Source organism: Ralstonia sp. UNC404CL21Col (assembly GCF_000620465.1).
Classification (GTDB): domain Bacteria; phylum Pseudomonadota; class Gammaproteobacteria; order Burkholderiales; family Burkholderiaceae; genus Ralstonia; species Ralstonia flatus.
The window spans coordinates 656,062-680,808 of sequence record NZ_JIBE01000003.1 but is presented as its reverse complement, the minus strand read 5'-3'; the positions used below and the strand labels follow the sequence as shown (position 1 = coordinate 680,808).

General features: G+C 63.0%; 26 protein-coding genes and 1 riboswitch. Of the genes, 6 read left to right on the top strand and 20 right to left on the bottom strand.

The window, feature by feature from the left end; translation table 11 throughout:
• The first annotated feature begins 270 nt into the window (after positions 1-270).
• Positions 271-1,461 carry a lytic transglycosylase domain-containing protein gene (locus tag N511_RS0103260; RefSeq protein ID WP_027677979.1) on the top strand — a complete coding sequence of 397 codons (1,191 nt, stop codon included), beginning with the start codon at positions 271-273 and terminating at the stop codon, positions 1,459-1,461.
• A gap of 75 nt (positions 1,462-1,536) precedes the next feature.
• On the opposite strand, the gene N511_RS0103255 is transcribed toward N511_RS0103260, so the two are convergent.
• The 20 genes from N511_RS0103255 to glyA form a co-directional block, all read right to left on the bottom strand.
• Entirely contained in the window at positions 1,537-2,721 is a 1,185-nt protein-coding gene (locus N511_RS0103255) for a pyridoxal phosphate-dependent aminotransferase (RefSeq protein ID WP_027677978.1), read from the bottom strand.
• A 43-nt stretch (positions 2,722-2,764) separates the two neighbouring features.
• Positions 2,765-3,232, bottom strand: a complete 468-nt coding sequence (nusB, locus tag N511_RS0103250; protein ID WP_012761449.1) for a transcription antitermination factor NusB — start codon at positions 3,230-3,232, stop codon at positions 2,765-2,767.
• Between the two features lie 27 nt (positions 3,233-3,259).
• Positions 3,260-3,760 (bottom strand): 6,7-dimethyl-8-ribityllumazine synthase, encoded by a 501-nt coding sequence (gene ribH / locus N511_RS0103245; protein ID WP_004629552.1) that lies wholly within the window; start codon positions 3,758-3,760, stop codon positions 3,260-3,262.
• Between the two features lie 90 nt (positions 3,761-3,850).
• Positions 3,851-4,990: a bifunctional 3,4-dihydroxy-2-butanone-4-phosphate synthase/GTP cyclohydrolase II gene (ribBA, locus tag N511_RS0103240; protein ID WP_027677977.1), complete on the bottom strand. Its 1,140-nt coding sequence runs from the start codon at positions 4,988-4,990 to the stop codon at positions 3,851-3,853.
• 127 nt (positions 4,991-5,117) lie between these two features.
• The gene (locus N511_RS0103235) at positions 5,118-5,771 is read right to left on the bottom strand and encodes a riboflavin synthase (protein WP_027677976.1); all 654 of its coding nucleotides are present in this window, start codon (positions 5,769-5,771) and stop codon (positions 5,118-5,120) included.
• Between the two features lie 6 nt (positions 5,772-5,777).
• A complete protein-coding gene (gene ribD / locus N511_RS0103230) occupies positions 5,778-6,890 on the bottom strand; it encodes a bifunctional diaminohydroxyphosphoribosylaminopyrimidine deaminase/5-amino-6-(5-phosphoribosylamino)uracil reductase RibD (protein ID WP_027677975.1) in 1,113 nt (370 codons plus the stop codon).
• Between the two features lie 43 nt (positions 6,891-6,933).
• Positions 6,934-7,461 (bottom strand): GspH/FimT family pseudopilin, encoded by a 528-nt coding sequence (locus N511_RS0103225; RefSeq protein WP_037026224.1) that lies wholly within the window; start codon positions 7,459-7,461, stop codon positions 6,934-6,936.
• Positions 7,449-7,844: a prepilin-type N-terminal cleavage/methylation domain-containing protein gene (locus N511_RS25670; RefSeq protein WP_027677973.1), complete on the bottom strand. Its 396-nt coding sequence runs from the start codon at positions 7,842-7,844 to the stop codon at positions 7,449-7,451. Before N511_RS25670 ends, N511_RS0103225 begins: the two co-directional genes overlap by 13 nt.
• Positions 7,844-9,646: a pilus assembly protein gene (locus N511_RS0103215; protein WP_037026397.1), complete on the bottom strand. Its 1,803-nt coding sequence runs from the start codon at positions 9,644-9,646 to the stop codon at positions 7,844-7,846. The genes N511_RS25670 and N511_RS0103215 overlap by 1 nt, the downstream gene beginning before the upstream one ends.
• Positions 9,647-9,672: 26 nt before the next feature.
• Complete coding sequence (locus N511_RS24680) at positions 9,673-10,257, bottom strand: pilus assembly PilX family protein (RefSeq protein WP_231479565.1); 585 nt, start codon at positions 10,255-10,257, stop codon at positions 9,673-9,675.
• Positions 10,258-10,286: 29 nt separating this feature from the next.
• A complete protein-coding gene (locus N511_RS0103205) occupies positions 10,287-11,201 on the bottom strand; it encodes a PilW family protein (protein ID WP_027677970.1) in 915 nt (304 codons plus the stop codon).
• A gap of 1 nt (position 11,202) precedes the next feature.
• Complete coding sequence (locus N511_RS23660) at positions 11,203-11,409, bottom strand: type IV pilus modification PilV family protein (protein ID WP_037026219.1); 207 nt, start codon at positions 11,407-11,409, stop codon at positions 11,203-11,205.
• Positions 11,410-11,496: 87 nt separating this feature from the next.
• A complete protein-coding gene (locus N511_RS0103195) occupies positions 11,497-12,099 on the bottom strand; it encodes a pilus assembly FimT family protein (RefSeq protein ID WP_037026217.1) in 603 nt (200 codons plus the stop codon).
• Positions 12,100-12,103: 4 nt separating this feature from the next.
• Positions 12,104-12,589: a type IV pilin protein gene (locus N511_RS0103190; protein ID WP_027677968.1), complete on the bottom strand. Its 486-nt coding sequence runs from the start codon at positions 12,587-12,589 to the stop codon at positions 12,104-12,106.
• Positions 12,590-12,603: 14 nt separating this feature from the next.
• The gene (locus N511_RS0103185) at positions 12,604-16,569 is read right to left on the bottom strand and encodes a pilus assembly protein (protein ID WP_027677967.1); all 3,966 of its coding nucleotides are present in this window, start codon (positions 16,567-16,569) and stop codon (positions 12,604-12,606) included.
• A gap of 63 nt (positions 16,570-16,632) precedes the next feature.
• Positions 16,633-17,277 (bottom strand): pilus assembly PilX family protein, encoded by a 645-nt coding sequence (locus N511_RS0103180; protein WP_027677966.1) that lies wholly within the window; start codon positions 17,275-17,277, stop codon positions 16,633-16,635.
• The gene (locus N511_RS0103175; RefSeq protein WP_027677965.1) at positions 17,271-18,227 is read right to left on the bottom strand and encodes a PilW family protein; all 957 of its coding nucleotides are present in this window, start codon (positions 18,225-18,227) and stop codon (positions 17,271-17,273) included. Before N511_RS0103175 ends, N511_RS0103180 begins: the two co-directional genes overlap by 7 nt.
• Complete coding sequence (pilV, locus tag N511_RS0103170) at positions 18,227-18,862, bottom strand: type IV pilus modification protein PilV (RefSeq protein ID WP_027677964.1); 636 nt, start codon at positions 18,860-18,862, stop codon at positions 18,227-18,229. The genes N511_RS0103175 and pilV overlap by 1 nt, the downstream gene beginning before the upstream one ends.
• A 170-nt stretch (positions 18,863-19,032) precedes the next feature.
• The gene (nrdR, locus tag N511_RS0103165; protein ID WP_027677963.1) at positions 19,033-19,482 is read right to left on the bottom strand and encodes a transcriptional regulator NrdR; all 450 of its coding nucleotides are present in this window, start codon (positions 19,480-19,482) and stop codon (positions 19,033-19,035) included.
• A 134-nt stretch (positions 19,483-19,616) separates the two neighbouring features.
• Positions 19,617-20,864: a serine hydroxymethyltransferase gene (gene glyA, locus N511_RS0103160; protein WP_027677962.1), complete on the bottom strand. Its 1,248-nt coding sequence runs from the start codon at positions 20,862-20,864 to the stop codon at positions 19,617-19,619.
• Positions 20,865-20,998: 134 nt separating this feature from the next.
• Positions 20,999-21,128: riboswitch (ZMP/ZTP riboswitch) on the bottom strand.
• 138 nt (positions 21,129-21,266) lie between these two features.
• Between glyA and ydfG the strand changes: the two genes are divergently transcribed.
• The 5 genes from ydfG to tolA all read left to right on the top strand — a co-directional run bounded on the left by ydfG (position 21,267) and on the right by tolA (position 24,695).
• A complete protein-coding gene (gene ydfG, locus N511_RS0103155) occupies positions 21,267-22,019 on the top strand; it encodes a bifunctional NADP-dependent 3-hydroxy acid dehydrogenase/3-hydroxypropionate dehydrogenase YdfG (RefSeq protein WP_027677961.1) in 753 nt (250 codons plus the stop codon).
• Positions 22,020-22,088: 69 nt separating this feature from the next.
• Positions 22,089-22,493: a tol-pal system-associated acyl-CoA thioesterase gene (gene ybgC, locus N511_RS0103150; RefSeq protein WP_004629519.1), complete on the top strand. Its 405-nt coding sequence runs from the start codon at positions 22,089-22,091 to the stop codon at positions 22,491-22,493.
• Complete coding sequence (gene tolQ / locus N511_RS0103145) at positions 22,490-23,182, top strand: protein TolQ (RefSeq protein ID WP_004629517.1); 693 nt, start codon at positions 22,490-22,492, stop codon at positions 23,180-23,182. The genes ybgC and tolQ overlap by 4 nt, the downstream gene beginning before the upstream one ends.
• Before the next feature lie 12 nt (positions 23,183-23,194).
• Positions 23,195-23,629, top strand: coding sequence for a protein TolR (gene tolR, locus N511_RS0103140; protein WP_004629515.1), 435 nt, complete (start codon positions 23,195-23,197; stop codon positions 23,627-23,629).
• 37 nt (positions 23,630-23,666) lie between these two features.
• Complete coding sequence (gene tolA, locus N511_RS0103135; protein WP_027677960.1) at positions 23,667-24,695, top strand: cell envelope integrity protein TolA; 1,029 nt, start codon at positions 23,667-23,669, stop codon at positions 24,693-24,695.
• Positions 24,696-24,747: the final 52 nt, after the last annotated feature.

Sequence of the window (24,747 nt, the reverse complement as noted above, 5' to 3'; positions counted from 1 at the left end):
ATTGTTGCAACGCAACATGTTTTCGGCTAATGCCTTCGCCCGCTCTCAAACATATGAGGGGCGACACCAGAGCACATCAGCATCGCTGCGGGACGTGACCTCCCCAAGGACACGCCCCGCATTTCTCTGGGCACTAGGGGAGTGCCCCCAACAGATGCCGGCTGACTGCAACAGCGCGGCATCCTTACTAAAAACCGTTGCGATTCGAAACGCACGGCGCCAGGCAAAAGAAAGGCGTCTACCGGATCTGCGCAGCGGACGGAGGTAAGTATGAACGGTTGGAAAACCCTTCATTCTTCCGGGATCGGATCGGCGCTGCAACGCCGGCTCGTCGCCCCGGTTGGCCGCCGCCTCGCGCGTGCAGGCCAAGTCGCGCTGCCTCGTAAGCTGCGCATGGAGTTGAACGCAGGGGGCGCCGCCGCGTCCCGCAATGAGTTGCATCCTGGCGTACTGCTGGTGTTCCGCAGCGGGCATGTCGTGCTCAATAGCATCGGCTTGCTGGCGGTGGCCGCCGCAGTTGCACTCTCGCTCAACAGCGAGTGGCGTGCCACGGTCGCTCAACGCGTGCTGCATTTCACGCCCGGCGTCGACACCAGTGTCGCCTCGGCCAATCCGTCGCCCGCGATTGCGGCTGGCGTGCAGCCGGTGGCTTTTGCACCGACAGCGCCGTCTGCCGGTACGGGTGCCGCTCAAGCTGTAGCGCCTGCTGCGGCGCAAGGTGGCACGGTCGCGGCCGCAGGTTGGGACACGCTTTCGAAGGTGCCGTCCGTGGCCGAGTTGGCTGCGCAGATTCCGAACACGCAAGTCGTCCGCGACGCGCGTGAGTCGGCAACCGCCGGTACCCCGCGAGAGCAGGCTGCCGTGGCGGAATACATTGCCCGCAAGTACCGCGTGGCGGCCACAGCTACCGGTCAGTTGGTGAAGGCTGCGTATCAAACCGGCAAGGAAGTCGGTCTCGATCCGTTGCTGATCCTGGGCGTGATGGCGATCGAGTCCAGCTTCAACCCGTTCGCTGAAAGCGGCATGGGTGCGCAGGGCCTGATGCAGGTCATGACCAAGGTCCACCAGGACAAGTACGAAGTGATGGGTGGCGTCGGTGCCGCGCTCAACCCGTACGCCAACATCAAGGTCGGTGCGCTGGTGCTGAAGGATTGCATCGCGCGTGCAGGTTCGATCGAAGGCGGCCTGAAGCTGTATGTCGGGGCGGTGACCCAGGGCGATGGCGGCTACGGCGGCAAGGTGCTGCAGGAACGCTCGCGTCTGCGCATGGTGGCGACGGGTCATCGTTCGCCGATGACGGCGGCGTCCGAACGCGAACCGGTGAAGCCGGTTGCAACGGCAACCCCCGTGACGCAAGCCGACGTGAAGACGCAAGCCGCCAAGCCGGCCGACAAGCAACCCGCTGCGGCAGGTCAACAGGAAGAGGCACGTCTGGACAATAAGTCGCAGGGCCAAGCCTGATCGACCTGATTCGCTGCGCTATATAAGAAAGGCCGTCCCCCGGACGGCCTTTTCTGTTTGGGCCACGGTAGTGTTTTACCGGCTGAAGAGCTTGCCAAGCCGTGCGACCGCTTCTTCCAGATGCGCCATCGATGTGGCGTACGACAGCCGGATGTAGTGCTGCGCCGTGTGCGGACCAAAATCCAGGCCCGGCACGAGGACCACCCCCGCGTCATGCAGCATCGACTGGGTGAGGGCATCTGCGTTGCCGGCATGCGGATGGTTCACGCCACGGCAATCGGCGTAGACATAGAACGCGCCGTCCGGCTTGACGGGTACCTTGAAGCCAAGCGACTCCAGCGCCGGCACGATGAAATCACGGCGGCGGCGGAATTCGGCCTTGCGTTGTTCGTAGATCGCCAACGCTTCCGGCTCAAAGCAGGCAAGCGCCGCGTATTGCGCCACCGCCGACGCGCAGATGAACAGGTTCTGCGCAACCTTCTCGAACTCCGGCACCAGTTCGGCGGGCGCCACCAGCCAGCCAAGTCGCCAGCCGGTCATGTTGAAGTACTTCGAAAAGCTGTTGATCGTGACGACATCGTCGCCGAACGACAGTGCGGAGACCGGGGCCTGATCGTATGACAAGCCTTGGTAGATTTCGTCGACGATCGAGAATCCGCCTCGCGTGCGTACCGTCTGCACAATACGCTGCAGCTCATCCGGCAGGATCGACGTGCCCGTCGGGTTGGAAGGGGAGGCCAGCAGCACACCCTGCGTGCGTTCGCTCCAGTGGGCTTCAACCTGCGCGGCCGTCAACTGAAAGCGTTCTTCCGGCCCCGACGGCACCAGCTTCGCCTCGCCATTGAAGGCGGCCACGAAGTGGCGGTTGCACGGATAGCTCGGATCGGGCATCAGGACTTCGCCGCCGATCTCCACCAGAACCGCACACGCCAGCAGCAATGCTGCCGACGCGCCCGCCGTCACGATGATGCGCTCGGGAGCGATGTCGAGGCCGTAAACGGTGTGGTAGTAGCGGGCGATTGCCTGGCGCAGCGGGCGAATGCCCAAGGCCCCGGTGTACTGCGTGACGCCGCGCCGCATGGCGTCGGCCGCGGCTTGCACGACGGGCTCGGCGGCGGTGAAGTCCGGCTCGCCGATGCCCATGTGGATGATGCTGCGTCCCGCCAGTTCCAGTTCGCGGGCCTGCTTGGCCAGCTCCATCACGTGAAAGGCGCGGATATTGGCGAGCCGGGCGGCTGTCTGCAGGCGGTGGGCGTCCATCTTGGAGCGAAGCAAAAAGGTAAAGCGAACCACAGACGCCGAATTACCGGCGGGCAGCGACCTCGACAGCGCGCACTTGCGCAGCCAGCTTGTCCAGCACGCCGTTGACGTACTTGTAGCCTTCGACGCCGCCAAAGGTCTTGGTCAGTTCAACCGCCTCGTTGATCACGACCTTGTACGGGATGTCCACGCAGTGCACCAACTCGTACGCGCCGACCAGCAGGGCGGCACGCTCGACGGGCGACAGCTCGGCAACCGGGCGATCCAGATACGGCGTGAACGCCTCGGTCAGCGTGGTTTCTTCGCGGATCGCACCGTGCAGCAGCGCGTCGAAGTGCGCGCGGTCGGCCTTGTTGAAGCCTTGCGCGTCCTGCAGATGCGCCTCGACCACGCCCGGGTCGTTGCGATTGAGCAGCCATTGATACAGACCCTGCAGCGCCAGTTCGCGCGCACGGCGGCGCGCGCTCTTGGCGGGGGCCTTGGTCTTGGCTTGGGAATTGTCTTGCGTCATGGGAAAAGCCTTTGCGCGAGGAAGCGCTTATTCATTCTCGCCGTCGTCGTCCTGGCCGTGATCCTGCAGACCGTCGAGGTCGTTGGTCAGGTTGGCCATTTCGACAGCGGTGCGGGCGCAGTCGCGACCCTTTTCGCGGGTGCGGGCGTGGGCCTGTGCGTCGGTGTCGGTGGTCAGGATGCCGTTGGCGATGGCGATGTTGAAGTCCAGGCCCACGCGCGTGATGCCGGCGCCCGATTCGTTGGACACCAGCTCGAAGTGGTAAGTCTCGCCGCGGATGACTGCGCCCAAGGCGATCAGCGCGTCGAACTGGCCCGATTCGGCCATCTTCTGCAGGGCCAGCGGGACTTCCAGCGCGCCCGGCACGGTCACCAGCAGCACGTCTTCGCCGGCCACGCCGAGTTGTTCGAGTTCAGCGACGCACGCTTCGCGCAGCGCTTCGCACACGGGCTCGTTGAAACGCGCCTGGACGATGCCGATGCGCAGGCCTTCGCCGTTGAGATTGGTCGGGTAGAAGCCGTGGTCCATGGTGTATTCCGGTTGGGGTTGCCTGAGGTTGTCTATCTGGCAACGTCAGAAAAAGAAAGCCGGCGCGGCAGTTTAGCTATCGCGCGAAATTCAATGTGTGGTGGCGGACGAAGCCGAAGTGACGTCAGGCGCATCTGCCATCGACTGATACGCCGTCACTTCCAGATCGTAGCCGACCATGCTGGGCAGCTTGAGCGGCGACGCCAGCACACGCATCTTGCCGACGCCCACGTCCTTGAGAATCTGCGCGCCGATGCCGTAAATGCGCGGATCGGGTTTCGTGCGCGGGCGTTCGTGCGGCGCGTCCAGTGCGGTGAACTGAGTGAAGAGGCGGTCCGCCGAATCGCCGCAATTGAGGAGAACGACCACGCCGGTCGGGGCGGCCTGCACAGCGCGCAGGGCGGCGGGTACGCTCCACGAATGCGTCGTGCGCTGGCACTCCAGCAGGTCAAGCACCGACAGGGGCTCGTGCACGCGCACCAGCGTTTCGGTGTCCGGCGTTGGCGTGCCCTTGACCAGCGCCAGATGGGCGCGCCCGGCCGCGCGGTCGCGGAAGGCGACGGCATGGAACGTGCCGAACTGCGTCTCCATCGTGCGCTCGCCGACCCGCTCGACGATGCTCTCGGTGCGGCTGCGGTATTGGATCAAGTCGGCAATCGTGCCGATCTTCAAGCCATGTTTCTTTGCGAATTCCACCAGGTCCGGCAAGCGTGCCATGGTGCCGTCGTCCTTCAGGATCTCGCAGATCACGGCGGCGGGCGTCAAGCCAGCCATTGCGGTCAGGTCGCAACCGGCTTCGGTGTGGCCAGCGCGCATGAGCACGCCACCCTTCTGGGCCCGCAGCGGGAAGATGTGGCCCGGATTCACCAGGTCAGACGGTTTGGCGTTCTTGGCCGCCGCCACCTGGATGGTGCGTGCGCGGTCGGCCGCGGAAATACCGGTGGTCACGCCTTCCGCCGCTTCGATCGATACGGTGAAATTGGTGCCGAACTGCGTGCCGTTGCGGCTCGCCATCATGGGAAGGTCGAGCTGGTCGCAATGCTCTTCGGTGAGCGTCAGGCACACCAGGCCACGCGCGTGCGTGACCATGAAGTTGATGGCTTCTGGCGTGACGAAATCGCTCGCCAGGATCAGGTCGCCTTCGTTCTCACGGTCTTCCTCGTCGACCAGGATGACCATCCGGCCGGCGCGGATTTCGGCAATGATTTCTTCGACTGTGGCGATCGACATGGCGTAGCAGGGGTGCGCGCCGCCGGCCCACTCCCGTAAATCGATGATTTCGGGGGCCGTGCGACTGCGTAAATGAGAAGCCCGCTATTGTACGCCAAGGCGGCCCCAAGCCAGTGGGGCCAGAGGTTCAAACGGCTGCCAGCGACTGGGTGCCCACGGGCAGGCCAATGGCGGCGTGGGTCAGCATGCGTTCCACGTAGCGGGCGATCAGGTCGATCTCCAGGTTGACCTGGCTGCCAGCCTTCAAGTGCTTCAGCGTGGTGACCGCCACCGTGTGCGGGATCAGGTTGATCGAGAACTCGCAGCCGTCGGCATCGTCACGGACGGTATTGACCGTCAGCGACACGCCGTTGACCACCACGGAGCCCTTGTAGGCCAGATATTTGCCCAACTCTGCCGGCGCCCGCACCCGCAGTTCGTGCGATTCGTTGACCGGCGCGAAATGCGTGACGGTGCCCAGGCCGTCCACGTGGCCCGACACGAGGTGCCCCCCGATGTGGTCGGCCAGGCGCAGCGCCTTCTCCAGATTCACCTCGCCCGGGTGTTCCAGCCCGACCGTCTTGGAGAGCGATTCGCGTGACACATCGACCTCGAAACGGGTGTCGGTCTTGGCGACGACCGTCATGCAGGCGCCCTGGATGGCGATCGAATCGCCCAAAGCCACGTCCGCGAGCGGCAGGCCGCCGGAATCGATGGACAGGCGCACGCCGGCATCGGCGTTGTCGCCCAGCGGCGAGACGGTTTCAATACGGCCAACTGCGGCGACGATTCCGGTAAACATAAGCAATCAATCCGTCGGGTTGCGGCGCGCCAGGATGCGGAGGTCGCCCCCAATGCGCGAGATATCGTGAAAGAAGAATTCGGCCGCGCCTTCCAGCGTCTGCAGCGGCCCCATATTGAACATGCCCTGACCCGAGCCGAGCACCTTGGGCGCTAGATAAACGAGGACCTCGTCAACGAGCCCTTCGCGCAGCAGCGAGCCGTTGAGCTTGAAACCGGCCTCAACATGCAGCTCGTTGATCTCGCGGCGGCCCAGTTCGCGCAGGACCGCGGCCAGATCGACCTTTCCGGCTGCGTTGGGCAGCAGGATGACCTCTGCGCCGCGCTCGCTCAACGCACGCATGCGGCCGGCTTCGGGGTGAGCGGCAAAAATCAGCGTCGGCTCGTGGTGGCCATCTGCAGTCAGGATGTGCGCATCGAGCGGCACGTCCAGCGCCGAGTCGATCAGCACACGCCGCGGCTGGCGCGGTGTGTTGACGGCGCGCACGGTCAGTCGCGGGTTGTCTTCGCGCACCGTGCCGATGCCGGTGAGGATGGCGCAGGCACGCGCGCGCCAGCGGTGGCCGTCGTTGCGGGCTTCGGTTTCGGTGATCCACTGGCTGATGCCGTTGTCCAGCGCGGTGCGGCCATCCAGCGATGCGCCGACCTTCACGCGCACCCAGGGTGTGCCGCGCATCATGCGCGAGACGAAACCGATGTTCAGCTCCCGCGCCTCGCGTTCCAGGAGGCCGCAGCGCACGTCGACGCCGGCGTCTCGCAGCTTCTGCAAGCCACGTCCGGAAACGGCGGGGTTCGGATCTTCCATGGCCGCCACCACGCGCGCAATACCAGCTTCAACCAGGCGATCAGCGCAGGGTGGCGTGCGGCCAAAGTGGCTGCAGGGCTCCAGCGTCACATAGGCAGTGGCGCCGCGCACATCGTGGCCGCGAGACTGCGCATCCTTGATGGCCTGGATTTCAGCATGGTCTTGGCCGGCGGGTTGTGTGTAGCCCTCGCCGATGACGGTGTCGTCACGCACGATCACGCAGCCCACGCGCGGGTTCGGCGTGGTGGTAAACAAGCCCTTCTCGGCCAGCGCCAGGGCGCGCTGCATCATGGCGTGGTCGAAGTCGGAGAACATGGGTGTAAAGCCAGAATGATTTGAGGGGAGTTGATGGTTCTAACTAGCAGTCGCCGTTCAGATTTGGCTTGCAGACGCGTGCCCGGCCAGCAGCGCTGATCACTACGTTACGTCTATGCCGGCCGCTGGAAATGGTCATCGTGGCGCCGGCTATCCGTGAGTATCCCATAGGCTCGTAGGAAAGCGCGTCGGCCGGTTGATTCGAATACAGCTGCACCATAGGCGCCGTGGGCAAAGGCTCTGACAATAGCGTTCTCGCTCCCGACACAGGGCCCGTGCCAGCATCCGGCGCGAACTCCAGCAATTGCCAGCCGCTGCCCCAGCCACGGGAAGCGTCGCGCGGGGTGAGCAGTGTCCGGACCCGCCGATGCTGTGCGGTCTTCTGGGCCAAGGACAGCGCACTGGCCAGGCGATCGGCTAGCAGGATGACCGTCTCTCTCTGCCAATAATCGATAACTGGCGGGACTGCCGCTGTCGCAAGTATCCCTACGATCGCCGTCACGATGATCAATTCGATGAGCGTCACGCCGGCTTGCTGCGGCCGTCGTTTCGATTTGTTTATGGCCAACATGCGGAATCTTCGGGCCAGCGCTCGCCCGTGCTGCGGAGGACCAACATGCCGCACGCAGGGTCTTCACGCTCTGGGATTGCAATGACTTGGATGCATTGGGCTGGTGGCAGCTCCGTGCCCTCCACGCCGGAGCAAGGCTGGCTGCGGATACTGTACCCATCGACATATAGCTTCGGGCGGGGCACGCCGTCGTCATACCTTCCTGTGCGCGCATGGCGTACTTCCAGCTGTACTAAAGCGGCGACCAGCGCGGCGGCGCCTGCGGCACGTCGCGTTCGCTCCCAGTACGTCATCCATGCCGACTGCGCAGCAAACGCCAGCACGCCGCCAACGACTAGCACGACCATCAACTCGACGAGCGTGAATCCATGTCGCGGCCGCATTAGCGTGTACTCGTCTCAGTCATCTCTCGCCAGCTCAGCCGGCCGAGTTGACGGGTGTAGCGACGCGTTTCGAGTTGACGAATGCGCCCGCCTTCAACATGCCACAGCGTTGTATTGACGGCTTGCGTGGGTTGCCCGCCAGCGGTTGCGCCCAATGCGTCCGTTTGCACGGTGATGAGCGGCGCGCTGGCGAGTATGTGACCGGTGTGGCCGTCCTTGCGCGGTGGCAGTCCGGTCAGTGTGTCTAGCAAGTAAGCTCGGTCACGCCCTGCAATATCCCGTGTGGTGAGCAGGAGGCTATGCGAGCCGGCCGCGCTGAGGTCGTCCGGCAACTGCCCGCCGGGCAAGTCGATGCGCCAGCCGTTTTGCGAGCTGTGCGCATTGGGTTCGATGACGACACCATCAGCCACGTCCGTAGCGCCCAGGCCCGTCAAACTGTCGCGCGAAAGGCGGCGTGAACCACCGTCTGCCACCCCATAGAGCGTGGCATTGCCCTCATCATCAACGGCGGTGAAGACCAGTAGCGGACCACCGGCCGTTGCGGCAAGCAGAATCGGCGCGAGAATTCGCTGAATCGATCCGGAACGCGATGTGGCCGTAAAAAATGGAAGACGGCGATCGGCCTCGTTGTTGCCCAGCGCGTTCGACCACGGCGGGGCGCCTGTCAGATCAAAGCGCCAGATTTGGCCTTGAGCGTCGCCGGCGTAGGCCACAGTGGCAGTGCCTTTTAGCCCGAGGGCTACGGCGGCCGGCCCCAGGCCGCCACGACTGGCGTCCGTCGGTATCGTGACCGCATAGGCTGTGCGGTCCGGAAGCCAGGAGGCCGATCGCTGCTGTTCGACTGACAGCAACAAGAGCTTGCTCGGCGCGCCCGCTTTGCCGCGGCCATTGCCGCTGATGGCAAACCAGCGTGGTGTGGAATCGCCGCCGTCGGGCACGGCCACCACGGGGGCAGGGCCTTCCATCTCACCAACATCGTGATCGTCGCTGCCGTCGTAAGCCAGCATGGGCGGCGGAGAGGAAGAAGATACCGACTCGGTGACGTCGACGAGGAAGAGGCCGGGCGCCATCGATCCGTTGGTGCATGCAAGTATCGAACGCCATTCCATACCAGTCCATGCATCGGCAGCGAATGGGCGTGGGCAGACGGGCCGTGGCACAGGCTGCCCTGGTGAAGCATTCTTGGCCGCCGTTGCAAGAACGGCGTCAGGCATTACGGCGAAACGTTCCGCCCCAGTGAGAGCGTCAAATCCGTGAAGCATGCCGTCGTTGGCGCCGATGTAGACCATCCAAGGCCGTCGCGCATGTTGCTCGCGGAAACGGATATGACGCGGGTCGAGTACAAAGCCGGGAGGGCCAAGCAGTTGCACGCGCGCGCCGCGCATGGCACCAAGCAGTCCGGTCCGCGGCCGCAAGGCCGGTTTGCCTTGTTCATGTCGCCGGATGCCGCGAAGATAGTTGACGCGCTCCGCGCCGAATTCGTCTGTCGCATGGATCGCCGCTTGCTGCATGGGCGACAGGGCTTCCCACAGGAGGGGAGCTGGGGCGTGCTGTGTGGAATCACTGTCGCGGAACGTCCAGAGATGCCGCGCATCCACTGGCATTGCGTTGAGAATCGCGCCGGCTTCCCAGAGATCAATCGGCGCAGGCGCATCAAGGGGTCCCAGCGTAGGCAGAAAGCGGAGCGCACGCAGTCGGCCGGCCCACGCATCGTCGCCACGCGCAACAATGACGTGTGTCGGTAGACGTCCAGCGGGGTGGTCGCTCGCTGCTACAGCCATAGAGGCCTTCAGGGTGGCCATCAGCAAGATGGTGACGAGCCTCGACTTCACTGCTCGGTACCTCGAGGTCGATAGACCGTTTGCAGCTTCACGTGGACGGCTTCGTCGGTGCCGAAACCTACTGCCGTGATGCGGAAGAGTACAGGGGCCCGGGACGCGTTTGCGTGAATCCATTGACCAGGTAGAGCATCGCGGATCGGCTCTATGACATAGCGCGCCCGATGTGCTGGCTGACGCCAATTGTCATCGGCGGGAGGAGGAAGCGGTATCGCATTGCGCTCGTCGAGCAGCAGCCCGGAAAGCGTCTCGACGGAATCGCCTTCCTCTGGCCAGCACAGGCCGCGGCGCGCAGAATTCTGCCCGCATTGCTGTGGAACGAAGCCAGCCAAAGTGAGAGGATCGAGGGCTGCAATACGCGCGGTGCCTATCTCGGCGTGGCAGTCATCAATACCGGGCGTGCCTGTGGCGATGCCAAGCTCGCATTCGGCGGCGGTCAATGCCCTTTCCGCTTCATGCATCGCGAGCGCATGGTCGGCGGACAGGGCGGCGCGACGATTGTGGTCCAGAACCAGATGCAACGCGCCGACCATAAGTAACCCAATGACGATCAATGCGCTGGTGACGGCAATCATTGAGAAGCCGCTGGTCCGTTCACGGCGGTCTAGCATGCATCGGCCCCGCAGCGCAGCGGGTTGCGCACAGCAAAGGTCGCTGCGAAATGGGCACGGTTGCGGCGCGGATCCGCCGGTCGGAATTGGAGGTCTTCGGCGAGCGCGTTTGGCACTGCGGCCAGATCTGGGAATAGGGAGATCGTGTCCGCGGTTGGCGCCTGGACGGCGAGGTGATCGCCCTGCACAACGATCCCTACGTGAACGAGCCGTACGCGAAACCAGTCTTCGTCTTGCATCGAGCGCGCCGACTTAATAGTGGCGGGTGACGTCGTGTCCGAACCAACGGTGTAAAGCAACTGGAGAGTCTCCACACCGCGGATGACGGCATCGGATGATCCGTCGGCCGGAGCGTCGACATTTCGTTGGAACGCACGACACACGAGTTGCGGCACATTGGCGGTGCCGCTGTGGGTGACATAGAGCATAAGACCACCCAACCGTGGGTCGCCATGGGTTGCTTGACGCTCCGGCACGCCGTACCCGAGGCAGTCCCGCATAGCGCCGTCGCCATTTTTTGCACCTCGGCCAGAAAAGCGCACGAGTAGGGCGTCACTTGCGGCTTCACCACGGCGGTCGCAGTTGAAGGTGGGAGTCATGTGCGGTCTGCCGCAGTTGTCTTGGCCGAGCAACGATGAAGGGGCATTCGCGCCCGGCCAGCGTCGGACAGACGACACGACTGGCGTATCGGTGATCCAGCCTGCCTGGCGTATCACCTTGCCAACGAACTCGATGGCCTCCATGCCGCGATCCTGGATCAGCGCATCGTCGGCCATCCGCCAGTAGTGGGCTCGTGCGACCAGGATCAGTTGCAGCGCGATACCCAACACGATCAATGCGATGACCATGCCAACCAGCAGTTCGACCAGCGACACGCCGCGCGCAGGCGGGGCGAGCGGGGAAGGCATCTCAGCGGACTTCCGTTCGGCCGAGTTGAGCGCGTGTGTCTACGCCAAGTTGGTTGGCGGCATGGCTGATGGCTCGCAGGTTATCGAATGCACGGAACATGGCCGCCGCGCCCAGCGAGAGAATGGCCAGGGCGATGAGCGATTCGATCAGGATGGCGCCGTGCTGGCGCCGCGCGGTGCGGGGGACTTGATGGTGGTACTTAGGCATGGTCGGCAAAGGCGCATTGGGCGCCACAAGAACCGACCTACCTTAGGAGATATGCGGGGGTTTGACTGTTACGTTTGGTGGCAATCGCTACTGTGTTGCCGTGGGCACGCAGGTGCTATCAACCGCGGGGTCACAGGTTCGGGCGCGACCCAGTGCATTGATGATGACGCCGCGTGAAGGCGGTTTGCCGTCGACAAACTTCACTATAAACGTAGCGTTGACCTGGGCGACTTTGCCTGGCGTGGTCACGGTGTAGCCGACCGGTGAGTAAGTCAGTGAGGTCTGGCTGGAGGTCGAACTCGCGATGTTGGCGGTGCTCTTGAACGCCACAGTCATGCCGGTGGGCATTGCGTCGTACTGGCCAAGCAATTTGTCTGCGGTGGCGCTATATGTGCCATTTGGGCTCTGGCCTTCTGAGAAGACGCGCACGCCGCTATTCCAGCTGGTGCCATCTACAGGCGCGATGGTGACGTAGCTGTTCGTCGCGATCGCGATGGAGCGCGCCTGACCGATCGCAGAAGTGATCGAATCGACGGCGGTAATGACGCGCTGCTTGCGCATGAAGTCATTCAGGCTGGGACCGGCCAGCATCAGGATGACAGCTGCCACCGTGATGGTGGCCATCAGCTCCAGTAGCGTGAAGCCACGAGAGCCCCGGCCGTTCGAGCGATGTATGAGAACGCCACGCATAGTTTCACCAGCACCCGGTCGTGGGGGGAATGGTGGGAGACGAGCCGCCGGGGAGCAAATTGCCCTTTTCGCCAGTGCTCCGATAGACCAGCGATCCGCACGTCGTGTCGGCCTTGCCTGTCACAGGCGTGGCGGTCAGCTCAACGCACTGGTCTGCTTGGGCGCCGACCGGGCTGCCCGCGCAGAGCGCTGCACCGATGGTGTAGTTTGAGCTGCTCGGCGAGTCGCCAGAATAAGTGTTGAACCCCGTCCATGCTGATGTGCCGCCCGGCGCCGATGCATAGCTGTTGACCTGCGCGAAGTGACGCTCGAACAGTTGCATGGTTGACAGGAGCGCCGCCTTTGCCTCCGCCCGTCGCCCTTTCTGAACGAATTGGGTATAGCTGGGGTAGCCGATGATGGCCAGGATGGCGACGATCGCGACCACGATCATCAGTTCTACCAGCGTGAAGCCACGCTGGCGGAAAACGGAGGAGCGTTGGAGTTGCATGTTGGCGCCTTCCATCAGTTCAGCGTGAAGTTGCGGACTTCGCGCCAGCCGGCACGGCCGCGTCGCTGGGTAATCTGCGAGACTGAACCGCCCGATCCACCTGAGCCATTCGAGTTGCCCACCGTCAGGCCTTGAGTGCCCGGCGACAGCACGATCTTCGTCTTGGTTTCCACCGTGCCACCCACCGAGTCACGCGAACCGTTGGCGATGGAGATGACAATCAGCGAAGGTGCGCCGAGCAGCCCTGTCGACGATTGGTACCCCGTGGTCGTGCCGCCCAGCGGCATGCCGGTCAGCACGTTCAGCGCATAGCTGCGGCTGCTGCCGTTATTACCGCACGCGTCGCCGCCGGTGAGCGAGTTGAAGTAGACCACTCCGTCGGACGCCACCGCTGCCGTCACCTGCTTTTCCGTGCTGTCAGGGAAATCAAGCACCCAGCCAGGCTTACGGGGGCTGGCGTAGCCAACCGCAGCGGCACCTGTCGCGTAGGCAATGCTGTATGACTTGCCATCGGACGAGGCCGTCGCCGTCAGCTTGTTAAGTTTGCTGCGGTCCGTGATGTAGTTGGTGCTACCACCGTCGTCATAGATGCCGTAGAAGCTGTTGTATTGCGTCGGTGTTCCGGTATCGGATGTTTCGTAGTACTTGCCGGTGCCAAACAGGATCATGTAACCGCCAGGCGCATAGACGATCTGGGGTGCCATGGTGATCGGCTGGTTCCGGCCGGGCGTGCTGTAGTTGTCGGTTGCGGCAAACAGCGGTTTCTTTGTCGTGCCGCCTCCGTAGGCGGGCAGGGCGGTGGAGGTCTCGTTCCAGGTCGTGCTGTCGCCCGAGAGTACGAACTTCCACAGGTTGCCCTGCAGGTCGCCTGCGTAGGCGGCCATGGCACGACCATTGACGGCCGGCACGATGGCTGGCGTGGAAAGACCATTGGCTGTCGTGTATGGCGGCGTACCACCCGGAATCGGGGTGACGATCTTGAAGTAGTTGGTGTTGCGCTGCCAGGGCGTCCCTGCGGGTTTGTCCAGCGACAGCAGAAACAGAGCCGCCGGCGCGTTGGCGTTGTAGCTGCCATCGACCGCGTTGGAGTTCAGGCCGTTGCCGACCATCACGAACCACTTGTAGATCGGCACATTCGGAGTCTTCGACGTGTCCGTACCAGTCTGCAGTTTGACGATGAGCGGAGTGCCCATCACGTTGCCCATGTCGGCGTCGTCCTTGTCGGTGAACTCCCACAGCACGTTGGAGGCGGTGAAAGAACCTCCCTTCGAGCCTGTCGGGTCGGTCACGTCGAGTGCGTACACGCCTTGAGCCCCGCCGCCGAAACCGCCCGTCAGAACTGTTCGCCAGTTGCCGTTGACTTGCGCTTCCGCAGCGACGGGTGTGGCATCCACGAAAAGCCGGTGGGCGTAAGCGGTGGATGTCAGCTGGTTCAGGCCCGAGAAGACTGCGTTCGGTACGTAGCCAAAGACTTCCGCGCCGGTGTTCGCGTTGAAGCCGTGCACCATGCCATCGTTGGCGCCCACGTAGATCATGGGCGTACGGCCGTTGTACGTGCCGGTGAACGTCGTGTATCCCGTATCCGTGATCGCGCCAGATGGGTCGCTCACATAGGTCGGCGCAGAGCCGATGATGTCGCCCAGGATGCTGTTGCGCGCGCGGAAGATACCGCTCGAGTTGACCGAGCTGTTTTCCTTGCTTTGGTCGCCCAGCAAGTAGTTGAGTCGATTTTGCCCGTTGCCATCGTTGGTGCCGCTGCTAGGACTCGTGTTGAGCAACGTTTGCTGACTTTGCGAGATGTTCGCCCAGGCGAAGGTCACGCCCTTTCCGGTGTCCGAGTTCGTGGTGAACACTGAGCGGCCGGTGTATTTGGTACCCGACGTACCGCCGTATGCCGTGGTCAGCAACGCGCCAGCTTCCCACGCGGCCTGTGAACTGACCTGCACGTTGGTGCCGTTCAGCGTGAGCTGATAAGCCGCAAGGCGGCCGTTCCACTTTTGGTCAAAGCCAGGGGCGTACACATAGGTATTGTTTCCGGAGCCGCCGGTGATGCGCGCACTCGACAGGGCAACGCCCGACAGCGTGCCGGCGTACGAGACGATCTGCGCGAAGATGTTCTTGATAGCGGCGATCATCGTGGCAGGTTGGCCACCCAAGAACCAGTTGTACGGAATGTTCGAGCCAGTCGGAGCCGCTTCCCATTCGGTGTTGTTGTTGACCACCGTGATGCCGTCCGGACCAAACGTCTTGAACGGATTGCCGTCGTTGTTGTTGTCCTGGAAACCGCCGTACTTAGCGGCGAGAAAGAACTGGCTCTGGCGTTGCGTTGCTCCCACCGTACCGTTGCCGTTTTCGTTCACGTCGATCACGAACGTCGTGACGCGGGCTGTCGGCATGTCGGGGCGGAAGCCATAGGTGTGCGCCCAGTACGCGACGCCCGCGAGGTAATACGAAGCCCAATGCGACGTCGCGTGATTGATGTCGCCGAGGTTGGTAAACGACGAGCTGAGCGGGTTGCTGTTGCCGGCGGCCGGTGTATTGGTCTCCAGTGCGCCAACCTTGTTGGTCCAGGCGCGAACGTCAAAGTTGTCGTAGGAACTGACCGTACGAGCGGGGTCGCCCTGGCCGGTGACCTGGTTGCCGGGGATGTAGTGATCCTCGTGGGTATTGATATCTCCGATCAGGAACGCGTAGTTGCGTTGGCAACCGCTCAACATCGGATCGGTGTCCCAGGTGCTGTAGACCGGGAAGTTGTCCGAATACGTCGAGTTGGGCAAGCCTGCGACCGCTTCCGGCGTGGGGCCTTGCTTGAATTGCAAGTAACGGATGCTCTCGTAGAACATTTCGCTCACCGGGTCAAACGTCTTGTAGTTGCCGGTGGGGTTGTCGGTCGGGCCACCCAGATAGCCCATCGGCTGACCGGAGAGCTGGGCGCTGGTGCGGCCGAACTTGTTCAGGTAATTGATGACACCGCTGGTGCCTTCGGCCGCATTGAGGGGGTTGGCAGCGAAGATGCCCGTTACTGGGTCGAACTCCGGCGCAGGGTTGGTAATCGCATTCAGGCTGGTGTCGACAGCGGTTGACCCGACGTACTTCATTGGCGCGCGCAACACACCGCCGTAGCGTTCGTCCTGATCCAACGTTGTATCGTTCGTGCTGTCGTTCAGATATCCAAAGGCAGCAAAGCGCATGCGATCGGCATTGAGCTGCATCTGGCCGACCGGCTTGTAGTTGCCGTTGTAATTGAGACAGAGATCGGTGCGTGTTGAGCCTTCGTTGCTATCGCAGACTTGTACTTGAGCCCGGAATGAGCGGCGCTCTATCAGGTTGCCCTTGCGGTCGTACTGGTCGCCGTACCCTCCGGGGTTGCTGCAACTCGTGCTGCTGTAGTCCTGATCCGCAAAGAAAATGTGGTTGCCGCACGAGACGATGTACAGCGTCGAATAGCTGAATGGCGTGACCTTGTTCGGCGCACTCACGTTGCCCGAGCCGTTGATGCTCTTGACCGGAAAGTACGAGCCGCTGCGGAAGAAGTCCGAGCGCAGCACGGCACGCTGTAGCACGGTCTGAGTCGATGTATCGATGACGCGATCGCCGCCCGTCAGCGCCATGCGGAACTCGTCGATGGCCGAAGAGGCGGCCCAGTTCATGAAATTGCCCGAGAAATTTCCCGAACACTCGAATGACGAGTTGGCCGCACCGGAGATCACGAAGTAGCCGTTCGTGGCATCGTAGTTGTAGCACTTCGTAGCGTTGAAATAACCCAGGTATGTCTGGGTCTTGTCGTAGGCGCCACGATACGCTGCGCCCGTCGTCGGAAATTCCACCGACAGCGAGAGCATCAGGTTCGGGTGCACGTTCTGGCTGCGCCCGTACAGCGGGACAGTGGAGATCGCCACGGTCGGCACGCTGTTGGCCGCGCCCATGACCGAGACCCAGCCCATTGCAAAAACGGCCAGCAAGCCGCGAATGATTTTCATGGTGTTCAGCCCCCCGAAAAGGCTTTGTTTTTTTGCCATGTTTGTCGTGTCGCCCTATGCTGGTCAGCCCGGTGCATCGGTCTTGCGATAGACCGACTGCAGCATGACCTGTGCCCCTAGATTGGGCCCCCAACCGACTGCTGTGATGCGATAGAGGAAAGTGGCAGGCCCCTGCACATTCCCGCCGATTGTTCTGTCCGGCAGGATCTCAATGATGTAGCGCGGTTTCTGTGCGGGCAGCAGGCCCGTGCCCGTGGGGAAGGTCCGGCCGGTAAAGTCGCCGAAACCCACGGTCTGCGGCGTGCCTGATGCACTCCAGCTCACCGTATTCCAGACACCGGTGGCGCCATCAGGGGCCGGTTGGCATAGTCCCTGATAGGGCGTTGCTGTGCCGGGGCCGCCGGTGTTGCAACCGCTGCCAGGAAAGCCAGTGGCTTTGGTCGGGTCGAAGATTGCCGATCGCGTGTTGGTGGCCGTACCGTTGCCGGCCGATGCGTTCTGGATGTCGTATTCAGCGTCGCGCAAGGCCGCCTCGGCCGCCTGGAAAGCGATGTCCGTGTCGCGCTGGTTTCGACTCATCCGCTTGGAGTCGATGGCCAGCCGCGCGCCGCCGATTGCCAAAAGGGTGATGACGAGCAGCATCACCAGTGCAGTGATCAACGCGAAGCCCGTCGAACGCCCTCGAGTGCGAGTGGAGATCATCAGCATGACGGATCCCCCGAGAAGCAGGTCATGTAGTTGCGCGTTTGAACCGTGGCGGTAAAGAGCCGCCGCGCCATCTGCGTGTTTGCCGTGGCTTGGTAGGTGCCGTCGCCGTAGGTGTATTGCTTACCGAACAAGGTGAACTTCTGTGCGCCGCTGCCAACGTCTGCACTGGCGTTGTCGGCACGTACTACCAGCGCCACCTTGACGGCGTAGACGTTCTGCCAGTCGGTCGTCGACATGTCGGTGGCGCGTTTGAACACGTCCGGCACCGCGTCGCCGTCTACCGATACGCCATACAGAAACTGCAGCGACTCCACGCCCGGCACCAGTTGCTGGGTGGCGAACGTTGCCGTAGCGGCGCCTGTGCTGTCGCGCTGTCGGAACTTGCAGGCGAGGTATGGACCAGTGCTGTCGGTCTGAACGAAGAACATCGACAGGCCACGCTGGCTCGCTGCCAGGTCAATGCTGGTGGGGGAGGCGACGCCTTGGCCGGAGCAGTCGACCATCGAATTGTCCGGCACGGTTGGATTCGCAGCGGTGCCGGAGCCGAAAAAGCGGACCTCCAGGGCATCGTTGTTCTTGTCCACCATGGTGTTCTTGCACGATGCCGTTACCGTTTGCGAAAGCGATTCCACATCGCCTGGGTTATCGCAACCGTCCACCCCGCTGATCATGGGCGGGTCGCTTTGAGCAAGCTGGATCATTCCACCGCCGGACGTATTCGGCGGCGAAAACGCCGTTTGCCGAAGGGCTCGTGTGATGACGCCGAGGGCGAATTGTCCGCGCTCCTCCAGGTTCGAGCTGTCGTCGATGGTCGTGTAGGTCGAGCGCGTCATCAGATAGAACGACACGGTCGCCACCAGCACCAGCAGCGAGATCACCAGGGCGACCATCAGCTCGATGAGCGAGAAGCCGCGTGCATGAGCGATCGAGCGAACGAGAGGGCGACGCATCACTGGCCTCCCGTATCCACGACGACGACCATCTGCGGATTTGGCGCCACCGAACTGGCTGCATCTGCTGCGTTCGCCGCTGCGGCGCTGGCTGACAAGTCCTTGTTGGAGAAGCGTGAGACCCAGCCCATCTTGATCACGACCGGCGACGTGGCCGCTTTATCGCAGTTCCATCCGCTGAAACCCCCGGTAGTCGAGTAGGTTACGGTGTCACGGCAAACGACTGCGCGGCCGCCCGGCAGAGCGCCCTGAACGGCGCTTGCCCATTCGATGATGTCGAACTGGGCGGCGGCAGCGGCGCATACGGCGCTCCCCGACGTGCATCCACAGTTGGTTGCGCCGGTCACGCAACTCTGCGCATAAAAATTGATGGCAGACGTTCCGCTGGCGCTCTGGGTATCGATGAAGTAAGGCGAGCTGGCGGTGCCGAGCGTGCTCGAATTGGCCCGCATCCGATCCGCCATATTCGACGCCAATTGCAGGGCCAGCGTGTCATACGCTCCCTGCTGCGTGAACCGATACGACTTGATTAAAAGATTGGCGACACTCAGCACGCCGACGGCCAAAATCAGCACGGCGATCAATGCTTCGAGCATGGTGAAGCCAAGCGCTTTCCCCGGCAAAGCGTGGCGCATGGTGACTCCCGCAGATTGTTCCGACCAACTATTTTTTTAATGCTTCTTTCGTCACTTATCCGGGCATGGTACGCCAAGATTGTGACAAAGTGCTACTTCTTTGCTTTGACAGCGGATTTAACCGAAATTTTGGTCGGAACGCTAGCTGGAGCAGTGGGGGAGAACGGCGTCTATTGGCGGAATTCGTCGAGCATGTCGCGAAATTCCGACACATCCTCAAAACTCCGATACACCGACGCAAAGCGGATGTACCCGATCTTGTCCAGCCGCTTGAGTTCGCGCATCACCAGTTCGCCGACGCGGTCGCTGCCGATTTCCTTTTCGCCGTGGCTGAGGAGTTTTTCTTCGATGCGGGCGATGGCCTCGTCGATGGCCTCGGCGGATACGGGGCGCTTGCGCAGCGCCAGCCGCATGGAATCCTTGACCTTGTTGCGGTCGTAGTCGACGCGGCTGCCGTTCTTTTTGACGACGGCCGGAAAGAACAGCTCGATGCGTTCGTAGGTCGTGAATCGGCGGTCGCAGGATTCGCAGCGACGGCGGCGGCGCACAGTGTCGCCTTCTTCCGACATGCGGGTATCAATCACCTGGGTGGCCGCGTGGCCGCAAAAGGGGCATTTCATGCCGGTGGTCTCCTCGGCAACCTCAAAGAACGCACTGCGCTAAAAGAACAACGCCGCGATGGCCCCTCATTCAATTCGGGGCACATCGCGGCAGGGTACTACGTGGCCGGAAGATCCGGCCATCGGCGGATGCCTCAGGCGTAGACCGGGAACTGCTTGGTCAGCTCGGCCACCTTGGCGCGCACGGCGGCGATGTTCGCTTCGTCGTGCGGATTGTCCAGCACATCGGCGATCAGGTGTGCGACCTTAACGGCCTCCGCTTCCTTGAAGCCACGCGTGGTCATGGCCGGCGAACCCAGGCGCACGCCCGACGTCACGAACGGCTTTTCCGGGTCATTCGGAATGGCGTTCTTGTTGACAGTGATGTGTGCGTCACCCAGCACCTTCTCCGCTTCCTTGCCGGTGATCTTCTTGGCGCGCAGGTCGACCAGCATCACGTGGCTTTCAGTGCGGCCCGACACGATGCGCAGGCCACGGGCCATCAGCGTTTCGGCCATGGCTGCCGCGTTTTTCACGACCTGTTGCTGGTACGCCTTGAATTCCGGCGACAGCGCTTCCTTGAACGCCACTGCCTTGCCGGCGATCACGTGCATCAGCGGGCCGCCCTGGATACCCGGGAAGATCGCGGAGTTGATGGCCTTTTCGTGTTCGGCCTTCATCAGGATCACGCCACCGCGCGGGCCGCGCAGGCTCTTGTGCGTGGTCGTCGTGACGAAGTCGGCGTGCGGCACCGGATTCGGGTACACGCCAGCGGCGATCAGGCCGGCGTAGTGCGCCATGTCCACCATGAAATACGCGCCGATCGACTTGGCGATCTTGCCGATGCGCTCGAAATCGATGCGCAGCGCAAATGCCGATGCGCCGGCGATGATCAGCTTCGGCTTCTTCTCTTGCGCCAGGGCTTCGAGCGCGTCGTAATCGATGTCTTCCTGCGCGTTCAGGCCGTAGCTGACCACGTTGAACCACTTGCCGCTCATGTTGAGCGCCATACCGTGCGTCAGGTGGCCGCCTTCGGCCAGGCTCATGCCCATGATCGTGTCGCCCGGCTTGAGCACGGCGAAGAACACGCCCTGGTTGGCTTGCGAGCCCGAGTTCGGCTGCACGTTGGCGGCTTCGGCGCCGAAGAGCTGCTTCACGCGGTCGATGGCGAGCTGTTCCACCACGTCCACGTATTCGCAACCGCCGTAGTAACGCTTGCCGGGATAACCCTCGGCGTACTTGTTGGTCAGTTGGGAGCCCTGCGCGGCCATCACGGCGGGGGACGTGTAGTTCTCGGAGGCAATCAGCTCGATGTGGTCTTCCTGACGCTGATTTTCCTTCTGGATGGCGGCAAAGATTTCGGGATCGATCTGGTCGATCGTATAGCGGCTGCGTTCGAACATGGCGAGTGTCTGGTCTGAAACGAAACGGAAATGGCGGAGATCGGGCGAGGCGTGGGGAAACATGCGCGCGGCTTGAACGACTGCGCTCGGGGTTGGCCGATTGCAGCGGGTGTCCAAGTCACCCTGTGCTTCCCATTCGCTGCCCAGGCGAGCGGCAGGCGCCGTTGTGCATGACGCCAGAAACCTTGCGCTTCCTCGTGGTCGCTGCCCACATGTCGAAGCCGCTCAAAGCAGCTTCAGGATTCGCCAGTCGCGCAAGGTGGAATGGTTGCCCGCGAGTGTACGACAGCCCCATGGCCGCTGCAAGAAGCGGGCGTGCAGACGCGCACATTGCGGTGCAATACCGCGCAACGCTTCAGGTAAACTCTGACCTTTCGTTTTTTCAGGCCCGGAGACACTTCCATGATCGTATTCGTGACCGGCGCAACGGCCGGGTTCGGCGCGGCCATCGCGCGGCGTTTCGTGCGAGAAGGCCATCGTGTGATTGCGGCAGGCCGCCGCCAGGACCGCCTTGATGCGCTCAAGGCTGAATTGGGTGACGCCGTGCTGCCATTCGTGCTGGACGTGCTGGACGTCGATGCCGTTGCTGCGCTGCCGGGTACGCTGCCCGAGGGCTGGCGCGAAGTCGACGTGCTGGTCAACAACGCCGGTCTGGCGCTGGGCCTCGAACCCGCGCAGCGTGCTGACCTGACCGATTGGGACCGCATGATCGGCACCAACTGCTCGGGACTGGTGCATATGACGCGTGCGTTACTTCCGGCCATGGTCGAGCGCAATCGTGGTCACATCATCAATATTGGCTCGATTGCCGGGACGTACCCGTATCCGGGCGGCAACGTGTATGGCGCCACCAAGGCGTTTGTCCGCCAGTTTTCGTTGAACTTGCGGGCGGACCTGACCGGCACGCGCGTACGCGTATCGAACGTCGAGCCAGGCCTTTGCTCCGGCACGGAGTTTTCCAACGTGCGTTTCAAGGGCGACGATGCCCGTGTGGAGAAGGTCTACGAAGGCACCGAGGCGCTCACCGCCGACGATATCGCCGAGGCCGTCTACTGGATGGCGGCGCTCCCGGCGCACTTCAATGTCAACGCGATGGAACTGATGCCCGTTTGCCAGTCATTCTCGGCCACCAGCGTGACGCGAGGCATGGCCTGAATTCGAGCGCAAGCCCTCGGCCGGTCGGTGGATGGCTGGCCGTCACTTGCGTCTTGGTAAAATTACCCGATGGCTTCTTTTGACTGGAACCTGCGCGTGTATTGGGAAGATACCGACGCAGGCGGCGTGGTGTTTTACGCCAACTATTTGAAATTTTTTGAGCGCGCCCGCACCGAGTGGCTGCGCGCCCTCGGGGTCGATCAGCAGGCGCTGGCCGACACGACCGGGGCCATTTTCGTGGTCCGCAGCACCGCCGTGGATTACCGCGCGCCGGCCCGCTTGGACGACCTGCTGCAGATCCGTTCGCGTATGGAACGGGTCGGCCCCGCGTCAGTCCAATTCGCCCAGGAAGGCTGGCGCGGCGACGTTTTGCTCGCATCAGGCACGATTCGTGTTGGATGTGTCGACCGGCTCACTTTCCGGCCGACCCCGATTCCCGCTCCCGTACTCGCAACCATCAAAGCCGCCGCATGAATCCCGTCGAGGTCACACAAGATCTGTCGATCGTCTCGCTGGTGCTGCACGCCAGCCTCCTGGTCCAATTTGTCATGGGCCTGCTGCTGGTGATGTCGCTGTTCTCCTGGACGTACATCTTCCGCAAAGCGTTTGCGCTGCGCGCCGCGCGCAGCCAGACCGAATCGTTCGAGCGCGATTTCTGGGCCGGTGGCGACCTGCAGGCGCTGTACCAGAGCGCTGCCAACAACCGCCACACCACCGGCGCGCTGGAACGCATCTTTGAAGCCGGCATGCGCGAATACCTCAAGGCGCGCGAGCTGCAGCGCGGCGGCGGCGATCCGAGCGCCATTCTCGATGCCTCCCGCCGTGCTATGCGTGCGGCTTACCAGCGCGAGATGGATTCGCTCGAATCGCACCTGCCATTCCTGGCATCGGTCGGCTCGGTCAGCCCGTACATCGGCCTGTTCGGCACGGTGTGGGGGATCATGAACGCCTTCCGCGGCCTGTCCAACGTGCAACAGGCGACGCTGTCGGCGGTGGCTCCTGGCATTGCCGAAGCGCTGGTCGCCACGGCCATCGGTTTGTTTGCGGCCATTCCGGCGGTGATCGCCTACAACCGCTACGCCACGGAGATGGACCGCCTGGCCAACCGTTTCGAGAGCTTCATGGAAGAGTTCTCGAACATCCTCCAGCGCCAGACGCGCTAAGGAGCCGCGCTCATGGCTACCATCCAGCGAACGCGCCGCGCCCGACGGGCCAAGGCTGACATCAACGTCGTTCCGTACATCGACGTGATGCTGGTGCTGCTGGTCATCTTCATGGTGGCGGCACCCGTGGTGAACCCGGGCGTGGTCAATCTGCCCTCGGTGGCCAACGCCACGCCGCAGCAGACCCAGCCGCCTATCGTCGTGACGATCAAGGGCGACGGCACGATCCTTGCTCGCATCAAGACGGGTTCCGGCGCCACCGAGCAGAAGCTCGCCAACAACAACGAGCTGCGCGCATTTGTGAAGCAGCGCACGGACGAAAACCCCGATCAGCCCGTCGTGATTGCCGCCGACAAGTCGGTGCAGTACGACCGCGTGCTGACCGTGATGAGCGTGCTCAAGGGCGATGGCGTGAAGCGCGTCGGCCTGATGGTGAAATCGTCATGAGCACGTTGAAGAATCCGGGCGAGGCAACCTGAACGTCATGGCTACGACGTCGTTGCACCGTTACGAGCCTGTTCGCGAGCGCGGCACGCTGCGCGCGTTCGGGTTGGCGGTCCTGACACACATTCTGCTGTTGATCTTTCTGTACTTTGGCGTGCAGTGGCAGAGCAGCACCCCGCGTGGCGAAGAAGCCGAGCTGTGGGACGAGGCGGCGGTTCAGCAGGCCGTGCAGCAGGCCGCGCCGGTGCCGGACGTCAAGCCGGAACCGGTGATCAAGGCGCCGCCGGCCAAGGTGGAAGAAGAAGCGGACATCGCGCTGGAGCAGCAGAAGCGCAAGCGCGAACAGGAGGCTGCTGCCGCCCGTGAGGCCGAACTCGCGCGCCGCGCCGCCGAAGCGCGCGCGGAAGCCCAGCGACAAGCCCGTCTGAAGGAAGAGCAACAGGCGCGTCAGGCGGAACTCCAACGCAAGGCCTTGGCCGAACAGCAGGCCAAGGAAAAGGCCGCTGAGAAGGCTGCCGCGGACGCAGCGCAGGCCCGCAAGAATGCGCAGCTGCAAGCCCAGGCCGAAGCGAAGGCCAAGGCGGAAGCTGATGCGAAGCAGAAGGAATTGAAGGCCAAGGCCGCCGCAGAGGCCAAAGCCAAGGCTGACGCCGAGCGTAAGGCGAGTGAATCGCGTGCCAATGCACAACGCCAGGCGCAGCTGGATCGGCTGCGCGCGATGGCCGGTGCGGGCGCGACGGGCACGGTGGCGGGCTCCGGCGGCGGTGTCGGCAATGCCCAGGGCACGGGCGGCACGGCGTCGGCGGGGTATGCCGAGCGTGTGCGGGCCAAGGTCAAGCCGAACATCCTGTTCGATCCTTCGGCGGTCAATGGCAACCCGTCGGCGGTCGTGTCGGTGCAGATGGCGCCGGATGGTTCGATCCTGTCGAAGCGCCTGACGAAATCGAGCGGCAACGGCGCCTATGACGAAGCCGTGATGCGCGCGGTCGAACGCTCGGATCCGCTGCCGCGCGATACCAACGGCAAAGCGCCGTCGAGCGTCATCCTGACGTTCCGGCCGAAGGAATAACGGGCTGGCGCTCCTCAAAGTTGCGCCGGCCAGCGTACTCAGATTCCGGATT